We start from the raw sequence: 17,654 nt of genomic DNA, 5'->3' as shown, positions 1-17,654 counted from the left end.
GATCAACTCCTCAGTCGGTCGATGGCCTCATCAATGGAACCGTCGACGACCTTCTTCCCGTGGGCCAGCACAATTCCGCGATCACAAAAGCGCGCCATCATGTCGAGATCGTGGCTGACGATGACGAGGGACTTGCCGGCGTCGCGCAGCTCGTCGATCTTGTTCAGGCACTTCTTCTGGAAGGGCTCGTCACCGACGGCGAGGATCTCGTCGATGAGGAAGATGTCGGGGTCGGTGTGCACGGCGACGGAAAAGGCCAGCCGCAAGAACATGCCCGAGGAGTAAAACTTCACCTCGGTGTCGATGAACTTTTCGATCTCGGAAAACGCGACGATCGAGTCGAAGGACTCCTCGATCTGCTTCTGGCTCATTCCCAAGATCGCGCCGTTGAGAAAGACGTTTTCGCGGCCCGTGAGGTCGGGATGGAACCCGGCGCCGACCTCGATGAGGCCGGCAACGCGTCCCTTGACGTGGACCGTGCCTGAGGTAGGCGACATGACACCCGAGAGGAGCTTGAGCATCGTCGATTTGCCCGAGCCGTTAAACCCGATGAGCCCGACGGTCTCGCCGCGACACAGGTTGAAGCTCACGTGGTCGACGGCGCGGAACTGGTTCGTCATCTGTTCCCCCGCCCCGTCAGCCGCCACACGAGCATCTCTTTGAGCGTGTGGGTGTTGCGCAGCGTGAAGTCTTTGACGATGTCCTCGGCGCGAATGACGACGTCTTGGGTATCCATAAGCTACAGCTCCTGGGCGAAGCGGCCGTCGAAATGGCGGAAGGTCGCCTCACCGATGACCAAGAAGAGGAACGAGACGGCCAGCGCGATAACCGACCACATCACCAGGTGCGGGGGAACGGGATCCGTGATGCCCTCGGTGGCCGACCAAAAGCCGTAGTGGAACAGCTCCACCGCGGGGGTCAGCGGATTGAGGTTGTACACCGTCATCAACCATCCCGACCCCAGGGTGTCTTCGACCATGTGGGTGCGATAAAGCACGGGCGAAGCCCACGTGACGACCATGAGGATGAGGTCGACGAAGTTCTCGGTGTCGCGGTACAACACGTTGAGGGCCGCGCCGAGCAACCCCAGTCCCAGGGCGAAGACGGTGACGATGGCGAATCCGGCAAAGACGGCGGCGATATTGGTCACGCCCGGGCGCCATCCCATGACGAGGGCGCCGATGATGAGGATCGCCACCTGGGGCAGGAAGTGGATGATCGCGACGATGACGCTGGAACAGGGAAATAGCTCGCGCGGCAGATAGATCTTTTTGACGAGGTCCTGATTGCCGACGAGCGAGCGCGTGCAGTTGCCGAACGCCTCGGAGAAATAGTTGATGATGACGACGCCGGCGAACATGTAGACGATGTAGTTCTCGATATTGCGGTTCATCTGCATGAACACGCCAATAGCGAAGTAGAACACGAGGAACTGCGTCGCCGGTTTCGCATACGACCAGATCATGCCGAGGATCGAGCCGCGATAGCGAACCCGCAGCTCCTTGTGCACGAGGAGGTTCAGCAGAAAGCGCTTGCGAAAGACCTCGATGAGGCCCATCGAGCGCCCCGGCGAGCGAAACGCCAGGGCGCTGTTATCCACCGAGGCCGCACTCACGCGAGAGCCCCCACTGCGCACCGTCTTCGCCGCGCAGGTACGGCCCCACGATGGTCGTCGTAACGCGACAGTGCCGAGGCGATCGCCATGTGCATGTCGAGGTACTTGTAGGTCCCGAGCCGCCCGCCGAACAACACCTTCGGCTCGTCCTTGGCCAGTTCGCGATAGGCGAGCAGCTTCTCGCGGTCGGCATCGGTGTTGACGGGGTAATAGGGTTCGTCGTCGCGACCGGCGAAGCGCGAGTATTCGCGCGCGATCACCGTCTTGTCACGTGGATAGTCGCGCTCGGGGTGGAAGTGGCGGAACTCGTGGATGCGCGTGTACGCGACGTCGCGATCGCCGTAGTTCATGACCGAGGTGCCCTGGAAGTCGCCGACGGGCTTGACCTCGGTCTCGAAATCGATCGTGCGCCAGCCGAGCTCTCCGCGCGAGTAGTCGAAGTAGCGATCGAGCGGTCCCGTGTACACGAGGGGGACCTTCCCGACCAGAGCGTCGCGGTGATACGGCTGGGACTCATCGAAGAAGTCGGTGTCGCACATGATGGTGATGTTGGGGTGGTCAGCCATGCGCTCCAGCCACGCGGCATATCCGTCGGTGGGCAGTCCCTCCCACGTGTCCGAAAAGTAGCGATTGTCGTAGGTGTAGCGCACGGGCAGGCGCGAGACGATCGAGGCGGGCAGGTCCTCAGGGTCGGTCTGCCACTGCTTGGCCGTGTACCCCTCAAAGAACGCGCGGAACAGCGGTTCGCCGACGAGCGAGATCCCCTTGGTGCGGAAGTTTTCGTCTGCGCGGCCCTCGTCGATCTCGGCCGCCTGGGACGCGATGAGGGCGCGCGCCTCGTCGGGCGAGTAGGCCGCCGAGAAGAACTGGTTGATCGTCCCCAGATTGACCGGCATCGGGTAGACGACGCCGTCGACCGTCGTATAGACGCGGTGAACGTAGTTCGTGAACGACGTGAAGCGATTGACGAACTCCCACACGCGCTCATTCGACGTGTGGAACAGGTGCGCGCCGTAGGTGTGCACCTCGATCCCCGTTTCGGGGTCGGTATGCGAGTAGGCGTTTCCCCCGATGTGGGAGCGCTTCTCGATGATGAGCACCCGCGCCCCCGCGTCCTCCGCGGCGCGGCGGGCCATGGTCAGACCGAACAGGCCGGACCCCACGATGACGAGGTCAGTGTCCATTTCAATCCTTTCCGAGGCTGCCATCGCCCCTCATCCTAACGGCTTCAGCTACGACGCCCGCCGGAACAGGTAGTTGAGGCCAACACCGCGATACAGGCAGCGGCGAAGGCTCGGCGGCACAAAGCGGTACAGCCCGCGCACGACGATGTTGCGCGCCATCGTCAGGCCGCCCGTGACACCGAGGTTGTACAGGCGCACCTGAAGCCGGCATTCGGTGACGAACAGGTCCCAGCCGCCCCGGCGGGCGTAGGCACCGGCGTCGACCCGATAGGACACGAGGGGACGCGGAACATTGACGCACGAGCACCCAGCCGCCACCATGCGGGCAAACAGCCAGTAGTCCTCCATGCCGGCCGGCCCGTCGTAGCCGCCGACAGCCGCCACGGCCGCGCGTGAGTACACGACGGCCGGGTGGGCGAACGGGTCACGCAGGGGCAGCGCGCGGACGATGTCGGCCTCGGCCACGGGCAGCGAGCGCACCGGCCCTCCCCCGCCGCGTCGAATTCGACGATGTCGGAGCCCACCAGGTCGATTCCCGATGCGGCGAGAGGGATCTGGACGGCGAACCTGTCGGGTGCCGAGATGTCGTCGGCGTCCTGGCGCGCGACGATGTCGTAGCGGCAGTGCCGCAGCCCCTCGTTCAAGGCATCGGTGAGGCCGCGATTATCGCTGAGGCGGACGACGTCGATGTCATCGCGCGCGGCCAGGACGGCCTCGATGTCAGCCCCCACAGGGCCGTCAACGATGATGACGACCTGGTCGGGCGTACGCGTCTGCGCCGTCGTCACCGACTCGAGCGCCTGGGCGAGGAACGGCGCGCGATCACCGGCGTAGACCGGCAGCAGAACCGAGAAGCCGCTCACGGGCGTGCCTCCTCGATCGCGCGCACGTCTGCCGCCACCGCGGTGTCGGCGAGGACCTCACTCGTTGCCGGCACGGGATTCAGGCTCTCGCGAACTCCGGTGACGAGGTGGCGCACCAGTTCGCCTCGCTGCGGGGAGCGGGCCAGCAGCGCGCCCCACCGCAATAGCGTCTTGCCCATGTAGGCGGCTCGTTCGACGGGTCCGAACGCGCGCGAGCGCGTAAACGTCCAGATCTTGTTGCGGACCTCGTTGACGAAACGCGCCCCGGGATCGGCGGTGGAATTGCCGAACGCCGCCGTGCGGTGCTCGACGCGTGCGCGCGGCACATAGAGGCCGACGCGGCGGCGTAGTAGGCGGCCCGTGTACTCGAAGTCGTCGTTCCACAAGAAGTAGGCGGCGAGCGGCAGGCCGTCCTCGCGGATGGCGCGCGCGTCGAGGAGGACGGCGACGAAGGACGCCGTGCGGATGGGGCGGGCACCGATCGCGGCGGCGTGGCGACGTTGGGCGCGGCACAGGCCCGCCCGGTAACGCGGGACGTTCATCGGGTGTTCGCGCCCGTCGGTCCAATCGGCGCGCGCGGCGAGCAGCGCCGGCGTGCCGGGATAAGCTGCGCGGGCGGCGAGCAGCGCCTCGAGGGCATCTGGGGCGGGCACGGTGTCGTCGTCCATGATCCACACGAGGTCGGCGCCACGCGCGAGTGCGCGGGCGATCCCGGCGGCGAATCCGCCGGCCCCGCCGTAGTTGCGCGTCATGGTTACGACATCGGTGACGTCCTCGCGCGTGGCGATCAGGCGAGGCGTGTCGTCGGTAGATGCGTTATCGACGACGACGATGTCGTCGAGCGGACGTGTCTGGGCTGCCAGCGCGTCGAGGACGTCGCCGAGCATATGGGCGCGATTCCAGGCGACGACGACGGCGCTAATGCGCTGATCCGGAGTGAACTCATCCACCCGCTAAGCATATGCGTCATCGTGACACGCCGGATGTTCCCCTGGGCCCGGCGGTTGCGTACGCTAAAGACACACGTGATCGACGAGACGAGGGGAAGCAGGGGTCGATGGGACGTAACGAGGATAAGCGTCGCAGCTACGTGCACCCCCAGCACCTGCGCGAAGCACGAGCACCCAGGCTGTGGTTGCGTAACCTCCTCGCCGCCCTCCTCGCCGTCGTCATCTTCGCTGGATCGGCAGCCGCGTTTATGGGCCTCAATCTCATGTCGGCCGTCAACGTCTCCTCGGCCGACGACCTGCTGGATCGCGCCCCCTCGGATTCCTACGCCGGGCGCGCGCTCAACATCCTCGTCATCGGTTCCGATTCGCGCCGCGGCGCGGGCAACAAGATCGACAACAGCGAGGACACGTCAGACCGCTCGGACACGACGATGATTGTGCACGTGTCGAAAGACCGCAAACGAGCGACGATCGTGTCCCTGCCTCGTGACACGCTCGTCGATATTCCCGCGTGCAAGCTCCCCGACGGCTCGTCCACCAGGCCCCAGCGCGGCCAATTCAACTGGGCGTTCACCTTCGGCGGTGAAAGCGGCTCGCGCGACGCCGCCATCGCCTGCACGGTGAAAACCGTCGAGGACATCACGCAGCTGCACATCGACGACTACGTGCTCGTCGATTTCAACGGCTTTACCCAGATGATCGATGCGCTAGGCGGTATCGACGTCTACGTCGACCAGGCCGTGCGCGATCGCAATACCGACCTCGATTTGGCGGTCGGCTGTCACCACATGGGCGGCCACGAAGCGCTCCAGTACGCGCGGGTGCGCCACGGAGTCCAGGGCGGAGACGGCTCCGATCTCCAACGAATCGGGCGTCAGCAACACGTTATGTCCATCATGATGCGCCAGGCGTTGTCGAAGAATCTGTTGACGTCGGGACCGAGTCTGTACAAGTTTGCTCGCGCCGGGCTCTCCGCATTGACGATGTCGCCGACGCTGTCGGACCTCTCCACGATGACGGGCCTGTCGTACTCGCTGCGCGGGATCGATCCGGCGAACGTCCTCTTCCTCTCGGCACCCGTCACACCCTCGACGGTCGACCCCAACCGCGTCGTCTTTACCGACGCCGCCGGTGCTTTGTGGGAGGCGTTGCGAACCGATTCCGCGTTGCCCGGAGGGCTCGAGGTCAAAGACGGCTACTCCACTGCCTCGTCACCCCGGATCCGGCAGCCACACCCGCGCCAACCGAGGACAGCTCGTCAGCACCGGCCAGCGATGCGCCGGCAACCACCCAGACTCCCGCGGCGAGTCCGTCGCCGAGCACCGACGACGCGGCTGCGAAACTCGAGGCGGCGCGGCGCGAGTGCGAGGCGAAGGGATAGCCGGTGACGCAACCTCCCAGCTTCCCGCCGCAGCGTCCGCGGCGTCGCTCCATTCGCGCTACTCCCCCGGCGGCGGCATCCAACGATGCCCCGCCGTCGATCCCGCCAACCCGGGCACGCCAGCGCCCCTCGACCGGATCGACCACGACGCCACGCTCTAGCTCAGCTGCATCGCCGAGATCGCCCGAGGCCTCCCAACCCCGCGCGATCCCACCGCGCCAACGCCGCGAGCGCACCGTGCCTGCCTCGCGCACCGCACGCTCACAGGCCCAGCCACAGACTCGCCAATCGTCAACGAGCGCGCCGCCGGCCTATCCGCCCCAGGCACGCCGCTCGCGAGACGGCGCCCCGATCCGACGCGAGGGACGCGACACCGAGATGCGCCCACGCCCCGCCGAATCGGTGCCGCCTCGCCGCGATCCGCATGTGGCGCCGCCGGCGCGGCGTCGACGCCGCCGCTGGATCCCGCTGGTTGCGCTCGTCATCGTGTGCGCGTTGTTCGCCTGGCCGCTCTATCTGCTGGGCTGGGCGAACTCCCAGATCACCCACGTGCCGGCGCTCTCGAGCGCCAGCGAGGGCGAGGGAACGACATGGCTCATCGCGGGATCCGATCGCCGCTCCGACGGCTCCGACGGCGGCATCGCCGACCCGACGACGACGGGAGCACGCACCGACTCCCTCATGCTCGTTCGCCGCGTCAACGGCACGGCGATGATCGTGTCGCTTCCTCGCGACACCGCGGTGGAGATTCCCGGCAAGGGCACGAACAAGATCAACGCCGCCTATTCGCTCGGCGGACCCACGCTGCTCGTCAAAACGGTCGAGCATCTGACGGGTCTCAAGATCGATCATTACGTCGAGGTGTCCATGGGAGCGCTCACCCAGATCGTTGATGCCGTGGGCGGGGTCAATCTGTGCTCTGACCTCACGGTTAACGACCGCGACTCCGGACTCGTGTGGTCGCCCGGATGCCACACCGTCGACGGCAAAACAGCCCTGGCGTTCGCCCGCATGCGCAAGTCCGATCCCAACGGCGACATCGGACGCGCCGATCGGCAGCGTCAGGTCATCGCCAAGACCGTCGATTCGGCGCTGTCTGCCTCCTCCGTCGTCAATCCCTTCACTCAGCACGCCCTGTCGGGGGCCGTCGCCAGCTCCCTCATCACCGACCCGGATACGGGCATCGTCTCTCTGGGCCTGCTGGGGTGGAACTACCGCAAGGCTCAGCAGGCGCAGCTGACGGGGACGCCGCCCCTGAGCTCGCTCAATTACCGCGACGGCGTCCACGGGTCGATGGTTTCTCTCGATTCCTCGCGCATCGAGTCGTTCTGGTCGAAGCTGGGCTCGGGCACGCTCACTCCCGATGACTACTGGAAGCCTCCGCGCTAGCGCCGAACACGCATGTGCCGGGGCCCGGGCGAGAATCTCTCGCCCGGGCCCCGGAGTCTCAGCTGTTACTTCTCGATGCGGTTCGGCCCAGCCTGCCAGGCCGACCACGCCGATTCCAGGATCTCGCGCACGCCGTAGCGGGCCGTCCACCCCAGTTCCGAAGTGATGCGGCTGGCGTCACCAATGAGCTTCGGCGGGTCGCCGGCACGGCGGTCGACTTCCTCGGCGGTAAAGTCGATCCCCGTGACCTCGCGCAGTCCGTCGACGATTTCGCGAACGGACGTACCCGTTCCCGTGCCGACGTTGAAGACGTGATGACTCGCCTGGCCGTCGCCGCCCAGGTAGTCGAGCGCCGCGAGGTGGGCCTCGGCAAGGTCGCCGACATGGATGTAGTCGCGAATACACGTCCCATCGGGCGTGTCGTAGTCGGTGCCAAAGATCTTGGGCGACTGACCCTGCGAGAGCTTCTCGAGCACCATGGGAATGAGGTTGAGGCAGGCCGGGTCACCCAGATCGTCCGAGCTGGCCCCGGCGACGTTAAAGTAGCGCAGCCCGATCCACTTCAGGCCCCACGCCCGCTCACAATCGGCCATCATCCACTCGCCGATGAGCTTGGTCTCGCCGTAGGGGTTGATCGGGTGCTTGTCAATGTCCTCGGGAACGACCTCAACGGGAGGCATCCCGTAAACGGCAGCCGAGGACGAGAAGATCATCGTGCGCACCCCGGCGTCGCGCATCGCCGAGAGCATGTTTGCCAGACCACCGATGTTTTGCTGGTAGTACCACATCGGCTTTTCCACCGACTCACCCACCTGCTTGCGTGCGGCAAAGTGAATGACGGCGGTGACGTCTTCGTCGATCATCGTGTTCAGCAGGAGCCGGCGCGCCGACGAGGAGGCGATGTCGACCTCGACCAGTCGGGCATCTCCGATTCGCTCGGCACTGCCGTAGGACAGGTCGTCAACGACGATGACGCGCTCACCGCGCTCCTGCAACAGCCTCACCACGTGGGCGCCGATATATCCGGCACCTCCGGCCACAAGAATGGACATGATTCCTCCGATATATCCGACGCAAAGGGTATCCCCGCAAGAAGTTTATAACGCCCCCTCACGCGGTATCGGCGTTCCCGCTCACCCGTCGACGCGCTCGCGCAGCGCCTCTCCCTTGGCGATGGCGACGTCGCGCAGCTGCTCCTGGTAGCGCGTCATTGCCTCACGCAGGCTGTCATCGGCAGCGCCGAGGATGCGCGCGGCCAGCAGGCCGGCGTTCTTTGCCCCGCCGATCGAGACGGTGGCGACGGGCACACCCGCCGGCATCTGGACGATCGACAACAGTGAATCCATGCCATCGAGGTAGCTGAGCGCGACGGGCACCCCGATGACCGGCAGCGGCGTGACCGAGGCGAGCATTCCCGGCAGGTGAGCGGCGCCACCGGCCCCCGCGATGATGACGCGGTAGCCGGCGTCCGCGGCGGTGCGCCCGAAGGCGATCATGTCCTCGGGCATGCGATGGGCGCTGACGACCTGGGCGTCGTAGGTGACGCCGAGCTCATCGAGGATGTCGGCAGCCGCCTTCATCGTTGGCCAGTCGGAATCCGATCCCATGACAATCGCAACCGTTGCACTCATGTGTTAGTTCCCCTTCTCGTCGGCCTCGATGGCTCGCGCACACGCTTCGGCGCGACGGCGAATATCGGCGATGTCGTCCCCGATCATCGTCACATGCCCAAGTTTGCGCCCCGGGCGCACGCCCTTGCCGTAGTAGTGGATCTTTGCCCCCGGCTCGCGCGCCATAACCGCGGCATAGGCGTCGCGCGGTTCCGCACGCGCAGACCCCAGGACGTTGACCATGCACGCGGCCGGAGCAACCATTCGCGTGTCGCCGAGCGGCAGGTCGAGGACGGCGCGCAGGTGGTTCTCGAACTGGCTTGTCAGCGACCCTTCGATCGTCCAATGGCCGGAATTGTGCGGGCGCATGGCCAATTCGTTGACGACGACGCGCGGGCTGTCCCCCTCGACGACGAACATTTCGACGGCAAGCACGCCGGTCACGTCGAGTTCTGCCGCCACGCGGTACCCGATGTCGGTGGCCTCGCGGGCAAGCGCGGGGTCGAGGCCGGGGGCCGGCGCCATCGCGACGTGGCAGATGCCATCGCGTTGAATCGTCTGAGTGAGCGGCCACGCGACGCACTCACCCGAGCGCGAGCGCGCCAACAGCGCGGCGACTTCGCGGGTAAAGGGCACGTGCTCCTCGACGAGCAGGGCATCGCCCTCGGCCAGGTCATCGAACCACGACGCGATGTCCGCCGGATCGGTGACGACCGCGACGCCGTGACCGTCGTAGCCCCCGCGCGCCCACTTGACGACGACGGGCCAACCCCACCGCTGCCCGATCTCGGTCAACTCCTCGCGGGTGCGGCACGTCGTCCACTCCGGACACGCGATCCCCGCGGCGCTCAAGCGCTGCCGCATGGCGATCTTGTCTTGGGCGAAGTGGAGAGCGCCGGCCTTCGGCTCGATCGGCAAACGGGACGCCAGGCGGGCCAGCTGCGCGTCGGGAATGTGCTCGTGCTCGAACGTCAGCACGTCGGCGCCCGCCACCAACTCGTCCATCGCGGTATCGTCGTCGGGGTGCCCGACACGGTGGTCGGGGATGACCTGCGCGCTGGAGCCGTCGGCCGCCTCCACGAGGGCACGCAGGTGAATGCCCAGGGCATTCGCGGATTCTTGCATCATGCGGGCCAGTTGCCCGCCTCCAACCACGGCAACAATCGGTGCACTCACACCTCCAGCCTAGCGTCCGCGCCGCCGCCGGCGTTGCCACGCCTTAGGATGGGCGGGCACCATCCCCGACGAAAGAGCGGCATCCGTGCTCGACAAGCTGCACCTGCGCATCTCACGTATCGCGCGCGCTGCGTGGGTCGAGGAGGTCGTCAAGTTTTGCCTCGTCGGCGGCCTGAACTACGTCGTCGACGTCGCTCTCTTTAACGCGCTGCTGTTCACGCTTCTGTCCGGCCATCCCCTGCCGGCAAAAGTCATCTCGGTGGCGGTGGCCACGACGATGAGCTGGTTCATCAACCGGTCGTGGACGTTTCGCGGCCGCGGCACCGATCGCAAGGTGCGTGAACTCATCAACTTCGCCCTCGTCAACGTCATCGGCGCCGCGCCCGCCCTGTGTTTCTTGTGGCTCACCCATCACGTCCTCGGCCTGACCTCGGCGCTTGCCGACAACATTTCAGGTAACGTCGCCGGCCTCATTGTTGGCAGCATCGTTCGCTACCTGTGCTACAAGTTCGTCGTGTTCACCGGGCCAACCGACGCCGGCACGGCGCGCTAAATTCTGCGTGCGCGCCGCCCCACCGAGACGACGGCACCCTTGGGCATGACACGGTTGGGGTCAAGGGACGCCGACAGCGCCGTGAGCGAGATCGTGAATACGGGCGGGCGCCGCCTCGTCAGCTCCAGGCGTCCCCCGTCGGCCTCGACGAGATCCTTCGCCAGTGCCAGACCGATGCCCGTCGACCCGTGCCCGGAGACCCCGCGGCGGAAGATCTCGGGGGCCAGTTCATCGCTGACGCCCTCGCCCTCGTCGCTGACCTCGATGAACAGCGATCGCGACGTTTGGCCACACCGGGCCGTCACGCTCACCGTCCCGGCCCCGTAGCGCAGGGCATTTTCAATGAGCGTCGCCAGCGCCTGAGACAGCGATCCCGAGGTCGCCACCGGCAGGCGATCGGCGGCCTCGTTGACGAAGACGAGATCGCGCCCAACGGCGGCGAACTCGGTCTTCCACTCGCGTTCTTGCTGAAGAAACACCTCATCGAGGCGAAGGGCACGCGCCGATGAGCGGGTCCGATAGGCGTTGTTTTTCAGATCGTCCATGACCTGAGTCAGCCGATCGATCTGGCCCAAGCACTCCTCGGCCTCGGCGCCAATCGCCGGATCGTCGCTAAGAAAGCTGATCTCCTCGATGCGCATCGACAGCGCCGTCAGCGGGGTACGCAGCTGGTGGGCGATGTCGGAGGCCAGCTGGCGTTCGGCCGCGATTCGCCCGGCCATGCGCGACGACGAGCGCGCCAGCTCTTCCTGGACGAGGTCAATCTCTTCGATACCCGACGGCGCCTGCCGCACCTGCACCTGGCCGGCGCCGACCTGCTCGGCTTGAGCCGCCAGGTAAATGAGCGGGGCGGCGATTCGTCGCGATCCGCGCAAGGCGATAAGTGTCCCTACGCCAAACGCCACCGCACACCCGACGATGACAAGGCCGCAGGCACCCGCCATGTAACCGAGCGTGCCCGAGGCATCCCGCGTCAAGGTCAAGACGCGCCCATCCCGAGTCCTCACGCTGGCGGTGTGGGTCCACCCGGTAATCGTGGGACCTGCACGATAGACCGTGTGCCCGCGCTCGCTCACGCGAATCTGGGTACGCGCGTTATCGTCTTGGCCGGCCCACGAGGACAACGTCGTATAGGCGAACGTCCCGTCGCCGTCGGGTCGACCGATGAGGCCAGCCAAGCTCGCGACCTGGTCATCGAGGGCGGTCTGTTGCGACTGCCAGATGGAGGTCGGCAGGACGACAGCTAGGGGAAGCCCCAGCAGGGCCACCGCCGCGACGAGCGCCTTGAGCACCATCGCGAGCGCGCGGCGGCGCATCGATCAGCCCTGGCCGGTCTCGAAGCGGAACCCCATGCCGCGCACCGTCGTGATGTAGCGCGGGTGAGCGGCCTCGTCACCGAGCTTGCGCCGCAGCCACGACACGTGCATGTCGAGGGTCTTCGTCGACCCCGACGGGTCTGACCCCCACACCTCGGTCATGATCGTCGAGCGCGACACGACCGAACCCGCGTCGCGCATGAGGATGCGCAACAGATCGAATTCCTTTGCCGTCAGCTGTAGCTCGCGCCCGCCGTGGAAGGCGCGGTGGGCACCGACGTCGATGCGCACGTCTTGGGCTTCCGTGTTCTCTTCGGAATACGGGTCGGAGCCGGCGCGCCGCAGCAGCGCCCGCACGCGTGCGAGCAGCTCGGCCAGGCGGAACGGCTTCGTCACGTAGTCGTCGGCACCAGCGTCGAGACCGACGACCATGTCGACCTCGTCCGTGCGCGCGGTGAGGATGAGGATCGGCACGCTCAATTCCGCCTTGCGAACCTCGCGGGCCACCTCGAGGCCGTCCATGTCGGGCAGGCCGAGGTCGAGGACGATGAGGTCGGCTTCAGAGGCCTCGTTGAGCGCTCCCCTGCCTGTGCCGTGCGAGCGAACCTCGTAGCCCTCGCGCCCCAGTGCGCGCGACAACGGTTCGGCGATGGCCGGATCATCTTCAACAAGTAAAACAGTCGCCATAGCGTTTTATTATGGCAAAGTTTTAGCTTTGGCGCACCCCTCGCGAAGTTTTCTCTTCCTCAACGCACGCATCGGATTCGTCGCGCTCGGGGCCGTGCATGACCGGCTCAGGTTCGCTCTCACCCACTCGCGACAACCGATTGAGCCGCCACGGCTGGACCTCGCCGACCCCCTTGAGCCGCTTACTGGAGACAGGAACCGACAAGAACCGGCTCCCCGCCTCGTCCGCCGCCAGCCGCGCAGCCGTAGCCGCATCGGTGTAAATCTCGCCGCGCGGCACGACGTCAACCAGGCGCGAGGCGAGGTTCACCGACGGACCGAAGATGTCACCGAAACGCGAGACGACCCGCCCCGAGACGAGCGAAGCCCTCACCGCCAACATGTCCTCCTGCGCCTCAAGCGCGTCCATGAGGTCGCACACGATGTCGGCACCCGTCACGAGGTCGTGGCAGATCCACAACACGGCATCGCCGATGGTCTTCACAACGCGTCCCCCACGCGCCGAGATCACGTCGCGACACGTCAGCTCAAAACGTTGGACCAGGTGGGCGAGGGCCTGCGACGACAGCCGCGAGGTGCGCAGCGTATAGGCCACCATGTCGACGAATCCCAGGGTTCGCTGTAGCGGATAGGCGTCCTCGCCGACTTCCTCGCGCCCGACGAGGGCGACCTCGGCGTTCGTGTTGACGATGAGGTTCGCCATCTGGCGCCGCCACGCGTAGGCAAGCTGCGACTCCAGAATGGGCAGCATGTCGTCGAGGTGGGCCAGCGTCACGAGCCGGGCCGAGATGTCGTCGAGGTGGTAACGACGGATATTCTCCTCAACGAGAGCCTCCACCTGCCACAACACGAGGCGATCGGTCGTGTGCGATTGGGCCCGCAGCAGCGACGTGAGGGCATCGACGCTCAGGCTCCCATCCTCGACGAGACGCCACCACACCCGCAGCGCCTCGACATCGGCCTGACAAAAGCGCACTTCATCGGGACCGGGCGTGGGAAAGCCCATGGCGAGCCAGAATTCCGCGGCAAAGGCCTCGGTGCAACCGACCTTGCGCGCGAGCTGAGCGAGCGTGAGGGTGAGGTCGCCGGCATTCAGTCGCTCAAGGCAACGCCGAATCGTCGCGTTCGCCGGCAAAGATGTGTGGTGATCCATCATGGGCACACGGGCTACTATAGCGCGCCCTGTGGCGCCCGTCACTATCGATGGCTCTATCATGGCACCATGACCCGCATCGTTCTTGCCTCGGCCTCGCGCGGGCGCCGTGAGGTGCTGCGCCAGGCCGGTATCGACCCCGAGATCCGCGTTGCCGACGTCGACGAAGAAGCCCTGGCCGCGTCCCACGAGGAGGTCCTCGACCCGCTGCCGCCGCTTGCACGCGCCGAGGCGACGACGTGTCTGCTCGCGACCGCCAAGGCACGCACCGTCGCCGCGCACCTGGGGCCGGTCGAGACCCCAACCCTCATCATCGGCGCCGACTCTCTGCTGCTCCTCGGCGAGGAGCTTCAGGGCAAGCCCCACACCGCCGAGCGGGCCCGCGAGCGCTGGCTGGCCCAGCGCGGCGCGACGGCGCACCTCGTGACGGGACACGCCCTCATCCTCATTGGCAACGAGCGCGGCGACGAGCGCTCGGCGGCGGCGACGACCGAACTGAGGTTTGCCGATCTCAGCGACGATGAAATCGACGCCTACGTGGCGACGGGCGAACCCCTCGAGGTCGCCGGAGCGTTCACGCTCGACGGGCTGGGCGCGCCCTACGTCACCCATCTGGTTGGCGACTACCACAACGTCATTGGCCTCTCGCTCGCGCTGACGCGGCGCCTGGCTGCCGACATGGGGGTCTTTTGGCCTTCTCTTTGGCCACAGCCGGCGAAATAGCTCGATATCGAGTATTCTGACATCAACACAATCATCGCCGCTATTTCGAGGGGGAACTAGCCATGAGCACTCGCACCGCCTGGGGCCTCGCCGCCACGGTAACCGACGACGGCCAGACGCTCGACGTCTGGTATCCCGAACCCGTGCTCGGGGACAAGCCGGCCGATGGCATGGCTGACCTGCTCGCCGAGCTATCGCAGATCGAGGGACCGGACGCGACGCGCGCCGTCCACCGCTCGGTCGTCCAGGTAGCAATCGATCTGGATACCCCGCCGCAGTCGACGGCCGACGCCTACCTGCGCCTTCACCTGCTGTCGCATCGCCTCGTCCTGCCGAACACGATCAACCTGGAGTCCCTGCACTCACGCATGCCTAACGTCGTGTGGACGACCGAGGGGCCGGCCGCTCCCGAGGGGTTTGAGGCCACGCGCCGGCGGCTGCGCATCGATCGCGGCTACCCCATTCACGTCCTCTCGGTCGATCGCTTCCCCCCGATGGTCAACTACGTCGCCCCGTCGAACGTCCGCATCGCGAGGCGACGAAGGTCCGCCTGGGCGCCTACCTGGCGCCGGGGACAACGGTGGCGGCGTCGGCATTCGTCGACTACAACGCCGGCACGCTCGGGGCCGCAATGATCGAGGGTCGCCTTTCGCGCGGGGTCACGGTCGGCGAGGGCTCGGACATCGGCGGCGGCGCCTCGACATTCGGTGTCGGCACGGGCACCCAGACGACGGTGGCGCTGGGCGAACGCTGTCTCATGGGCGCAAACTCCGGCCTCGGGATCCCGCTGGGCGACGACTGCATCGTCGAGGCGGGCCTGTACGTCACCCCGGGCACGAAGGTCACGGTCCTTCCCAACGCCGGCGTTGCCCCGGGCGAGGACGGCCACTTTGCCGACCCGGCCATCGTCTCGGCAAAGGATTTGGCCGGGGTATCCAACGTGACGTTCCGCCGCAACTCGCAAACGGGTCGCGTCGAGGTGCTGCCGCGCTCGGACAGCAAGATCACCCTCGACCCCGCGGCCTTCCTCGGCTGAATCATCTACCTGTTCATGGCCGCCCCTTCGGTGAGGGGCGGCCATGCCGTATGCTCGATCCCGACCCCGCCTCGCGAAAGGTTTCTCATGTCGACGAACAACGACTTCCCCCCCCCATCTGATCCCCAGCAGCTGACATATGGCGCACCGTCGCCCCAGGGCGTTCCCGACCAGCAGGCTCTGCCGCCCTACGGAGGCACGTACCCTGCACAGGGTCAGTCCGCCTACCACGAGCAGCCGACTCAGGCCGGCTACCCCGCGAGCGCCTATCCCGAGGCGAAGTCCCGCGTCGCTGCCGGCATCCTCGGCATTCTTTTTGGCTCCCTCGGTGCCCACAATTTCTATCTCGGCCGCGCCGGCAAAGCGATCGTGCAACTTCTTATCACTGTCCTCTCGCTCGGCGTGCTCGCCCCGATATCAGCGACCTGGGGCCTCGTTGAAGGCATCCTCATCCTCACGTCCTCGCCTCAGAGTTCCTGGGGCCGCGACGCGGACGGCAGGCCGCTGCGGAGCTGACGTCAACCTCACCATTGTGGTGAGCTCATGACACGAGGGCGGGGACCGCGTGGTCCCCGCCCTCGTGTGTATATCCGTCTACTTCGTTCCCGAGCGGTGGCGCAGCGACACGTAGTCGCGCCGGGTCGCGCCCTGGTAAACCTGGCGTGGGCGCCCGATCTTGTTGACGGGATCGTTGATCATCTCGACGTATTGGGCGATCCACCCGGGCAGGCGCCCGAGCGCAAACAGCGGGGTGAACATCTTCGTCGGGAATCCCATGGCCGAGTAAATCAGCCCGGTGTAGAAGTCGACGTTCGGGTAGAGCTTGCGGGCGATGAAGTACTCGTCTGACAGCGCAATGTCTTCGAGCTCCATCGCGATCGTCAACAGGTCCGACCCTGATCCCAACCGGTCGAGCACCTCATGCGCGGTCTCGCGAACGAGCGCGGCACGCGGGTCGTAGTTCTTGTAGACGCGGTGACCAAACCCCATGAGCTTGACCCCGTCTTCCTTGTTCTTCACCTTCTCGACGAAGTCCTTAACCGTGAGGTCGGAGTCGCGAATCTGGGTGAGCATGCGCAGCACGGCCTCGTTGGCTCCGCCATGTAGCGGTCCCGACAGCGCGCCAACGCCCGCGGCGACCGAGGCGTACATGTTGGCCTCGGCCGAGCCCACGAGCCGCACCGTCGACGTCGAGCAGTTCTGCTCGTGGTCGGCGTGGAGGATGAGCAGCGTCTCGAGGGCACGCACGATCACGGGGTCAATGTCGTAGCGCTGATAGGGCAGGCCGAAGGTCATCCGGATGAAGTCCTCGACATAGCCCATGTCAGAGTCGGGGTAGAGCAGCGGCAGGCCGGCAGAGCGCTTGGCGATGTAGCTAATCATCGTCGGGATCTTGGCCAGCAGGTGCACGGCCTGGAGCTCCTGCTGTTCGGGATCGCGGACGCGCTGAGTCGTCTCCTCGTAGTAGGTCGCCATGCCCGCGATGCCACCCTGGAGAATCGCCATGGGGTGACCACGGTGCGGGAACGCCGTGAAGAACGCCTTGAAGTTCTCGTGTAGCAGGCGGTGGCGCTTGATGCGCGCGACCCAGTTCTCCAACGTGGCGGCATCGGGGAGTTCGCCCTTGATGAGCAGGTAGGCGACTTCGAGGAACGTCGAGTGCCGCGCCAGCTGCTCGATGGGATAGCCACGGTAACGCAGGATGCCGGCGTCACCGTCGATGAATGTCACCTCGGACGTGCACGACGCCGTCGTCGTAAAGCCGGGGTCAAGAGCAACCAGCCCGGTCTGCGCCCGCAGTTTCGAGACGTCGATCCCCTGGTCGCCGTCAGTCGCAGCGACGTGAGGAAACTCGATGGTCTGCCCCTTCACGCTCAAGACGCCGGGGACATCGTTGCCCTGCTCGTCCTTCGGCCACACCTGCTCAGCGTTTTCTGCTTCAGACATAGAGCCCTCCTCGTCTCCTCGTGGTACCCGAGCGGCGTCGCTCGGCGTCACCGTCTTTACAGCAGATATGG

17 protein-coding genes and 2 pseudogenes are annotated in these 17,654 nt (G+C 66.1%); 6 read left to right on the top strand and 13 right to left on the bottom strand.

Features of this window, described 5'->3' with window-relative positions; all coding sequences use genetic code 11:
* Positions 1–2: 2 nt before the first annotated feature.
* The 6 genes and pseudogenes from H8R18_RS01805 to H8R18_RS01785 all read right to left on the bottom strand — a co-directional run bounded on the left by H8R18_RS01805 (position 3) and on the right by H8R18_RS01785 (position 4,612).
* Positions 3–620: an ABC transporter ATP-binding protein gene (locus H8R18_RS01805; RefSeq protein WP_227712840.1), complete on the bottom strand. Its 618-nt coding sequence runs from the start codon at positions 618–620 to the stop codon at positions 3–5.
* 119 nt (positions 621–739) lie between these two features.
* Positions 740–1,615, bottom strand: coding sequence for an ABC transporter permease (locus tag H8R18_RS01800; RefSeq protein ID WP_338088374.1), 876 nt, complete (start codon positions 1,613–1,615; stop codon positions 740–742).
* Positions 1,612–2,799: a UDP-galactopyranose mutase gene (glf, locus tag H8R18_RS01795; RefSeq protein WP_194189337.1), complete on the bottom strand. Its 1,188-nt coding sequence runs from the start codon at positions 2,797–2,799 to the stop codon at positions 1,612–1,614. The genes H8R18_RS01800 and glf overlap by 4 nt, the downstream gene beginning before the upstream one ends.
* 48 nt (positions 2,800–2,847) lie before the next feature.
* The gene (locus H8R18_RS09015; protein WP_227712923.1) at positions 2,848–3,279 is read right to left on the bottom strand and encodes a glycosyltransferase family protein; all 432 of its coding nucleotides are present in this window, start codon (positions 3,277–3,279) and stop codon (positions 2,848–2,850) included.
* An 80-nt stretch (positions 3,280–3,359) separates the two neighbouring features.
* Positions 3,360–3,662, bottom strand: a pseudogene (locus H8R18_RS09010) (glycosyltransferase); the annotation flags it as partial.
* A complete protein-coding gene (locus tag H8R18_RS01785) occupies positions 3,659–4,612 on the bottom strand; it encodes a glycosyltransferase (RefSeq protein ID WP_227712839.1) in 954 nt (317 codons plus the stop codon). The pseudogene H8R18_RS09010 and the gene H8R18_RS01785, both read right to left, overlap by 4 nt.
* Before the next feature lie 107 nt (positions 4,613–4,719).
* On the opposite strand from H8R18_RS01785, the gene H8R18_RS01780 reads away from it, so the two are divergent.
* Positions 4,720–6,000, top strand: a complete 1,281-nt coding sequence (locus tag H8R18_RS01780; protein ID WP_194189336.1) for an LCP family protein — start codon at positions 4,720–4,722, stop codon at positions 5,998–6,000.
* On the top strand, positions 5,997–7,382 hold the full coding sequence (locus H8R18_RS01775; RefSeq protein WP_227712838.1) for an LCP family protein: 1,386 nt from the start codon (positions 5,997–5,999) through the stop codon (positions 7,380–7,382). Before H8R18_RS01780 ends, H8R18_RS01775 begins: the two co-directional genes overlap by 4 nt.
* Positions 7,383–7,447: 65 nt before the next feature.
* On the opposite strand, the gene galE is transcribed toward H8R18_RS01775, so the two are convergent.
* From galE to H8R18_RS01760, 3 genes are all read right to left on the bottom strand, one after another.
* Positions 7,448–8,434 carry a UDP-glucose 4-epimerase GalE gene (gene galE / locus H8R18_RS01770; RefSeq protein ID WP_191072188.1) on the bottom strand — a complete coding sequence of 329 codons (987 nt, stop codon included), beginning with the start codon at positions 8,432–8,434 and terminating at the stop codon, positions 7,448–7,450.
* Positions 8,435–8,515: 81 nt separating this feature from the next.
* On the bottom strand, positions 8,516–9,013 hold the full coding sequence (purE, locus tag H8R18_RS01765) for a 5-(carboxyamino)imidazole ribonucleotide mutase (protein WP_191072189.1): 498 nt from the start codon (positions 9,011–9,013) through the stop codon (positions 8,516–8,518).
* A gap of 3 nt (positions 9,014–9,016) precedes the next feature.
* Complete coding sequence (locus H8R18_RS01760; RefSeq protein WP_191072190.1) at positions 9,017–10,168, bottom strand: 5-(carboxyamino)imidazole ribonucleotide synthase; 1,152 nt, start codon at positions 10,166–10,168, stop codon at positions 9,017–9,019.
* A gap of 85 nt (positions 10,169–10,253) precedes the next feature.
* On the opposite strand from H8R18_RS01760, the gene H8R18_RS01755 reads away from it, so the two are divergent.
* Positions 10,254–10,721 (top strand): GtrA family protein, encoded by a 468-nt coding sequence (locus tag H8R18_RS01755; RefSeq protein ID WP_227712837.1) that lies wholly within the window; start codon positions 10,254–10,256, stop codon positions 10,719–10,721.
* Here the strand turns inward: H8R18_RS01755 and H8R18_RS01750 are convergent.
* The 3 genes from H8R18_RS01750 to H8R18_RS01740 are packed head-to-tail and all read right to left on the bottom strand — an operon-like array spanning position 10,718 to position 13,880.
* Complete coding sequence (locus tag H8R18_RS01750) at positions 10,718–12,037, bottom strand: sensor histidine kinase (RefSeq protein ID WP_191072191.1); 1,320 nt, start codon at positions 12,035–12,037, stop codon at positions 10,718–10,720. The two genes, H8R18_RS01755 and H8R18_RS01750, sit on opposite strands and share 4 nt — an antisense overlap.
* A gap of 3 nt (positions 12,038–12,040) precedes the next feature.
* Complete coding sequence (locus H8R18_RS01745) at positions 12,041–12,724, bottom strand: response regulator transcription factor (RefSeq protein WP_191072192.1); 684 nt, start codon at positions 12,722–12,724, stop codon at positions 12,041–12,043.
* A 22-nt stretch (positions 12,725–12,746) separates the two neighbouring features.
* Complete coding sequence (locus tag H8R18_RS01740) at positions 12,747–13,880, bottom strand: adenylate/guanylate cyclase domain-containing protein (RefSeq protein WP_191072193.1); 1,134 nt, start codon at positions 13,878–13,880, stop codon at positions 12,747–12,749.
* Between the two features lie 66 nt (positions 13,881–13,946).
* On the opposite strand from H8R18_RS01740, the gene H8R18_RS01735 reads away from it, so the two are divergent.
* The 3 genes and pseudogenes from H8R18_RS01735 (at position 13,947) to H8R18_RS01725 (ending at position 16,152) form a co-directional block, all read left to right on the top strand.
* Positions 13,947–14,600: a Maf family protein gene (locus tag H8R18_RS01735; RefSeq protein ID WP_191072194.1), complete on the top strand. Its 654-nt coding sequence runs from the start codon at positions 13,947–13,949 to the stop codon at positions 14,598–14,600.
* Positions 14,601–14,662: 62 nt separating this feature from the next.
* Positions 14,663–15,636, top strand: a pseudogene (locus H8R18_RS01730) (DapH/DapD/GlmU-related protein).
* Positions 15,637–15,723: 87 nt separating this feature from the next.
* Complete coding sequence (locus H8R18_RS01725; RefSeq protein ID WP_223875358.1) at positions 15,724–16,152, top strand: TM2 domain-containing protein; 429 nt, start codon at positions 15,724–15,726, stop codon at positions 16,150–16,152.
* A gap of 78 nt (positions 16,153–16,230) precedes the next feature.
* Here H8R18_RS01725 and H8R18_RS01720 read toward each other — a convergent pair whose 3' ends face one another.
* Positions 16,231–17,583 carry a citrate synthase gene (locus H8R18_RS01720; RefSeq protein ID WP_191072197.1) on the bottom strand — a complete coding sequence of 451 codons (1,353 nt, stop codon included), beginning with the start codon at positions 17,581–17,583 and terminating at the stop codon, positions 16,231–16,233.
* Between the last annotated feature and the right edge of the window lie 71 nt (positions 17,584–17,654).

The organism is Nanchangia anserum (assembly GCF_015240065.1).
Lineage (GTDB): Bacteria > Actinomycetota > Actinomycetes > Actinomycetales > Actinomycetaceae > Nanchangia > Nanchangia anserum.
This window is presented reverse-complemented; position numbering and strand designations above follow the sequence as displayed.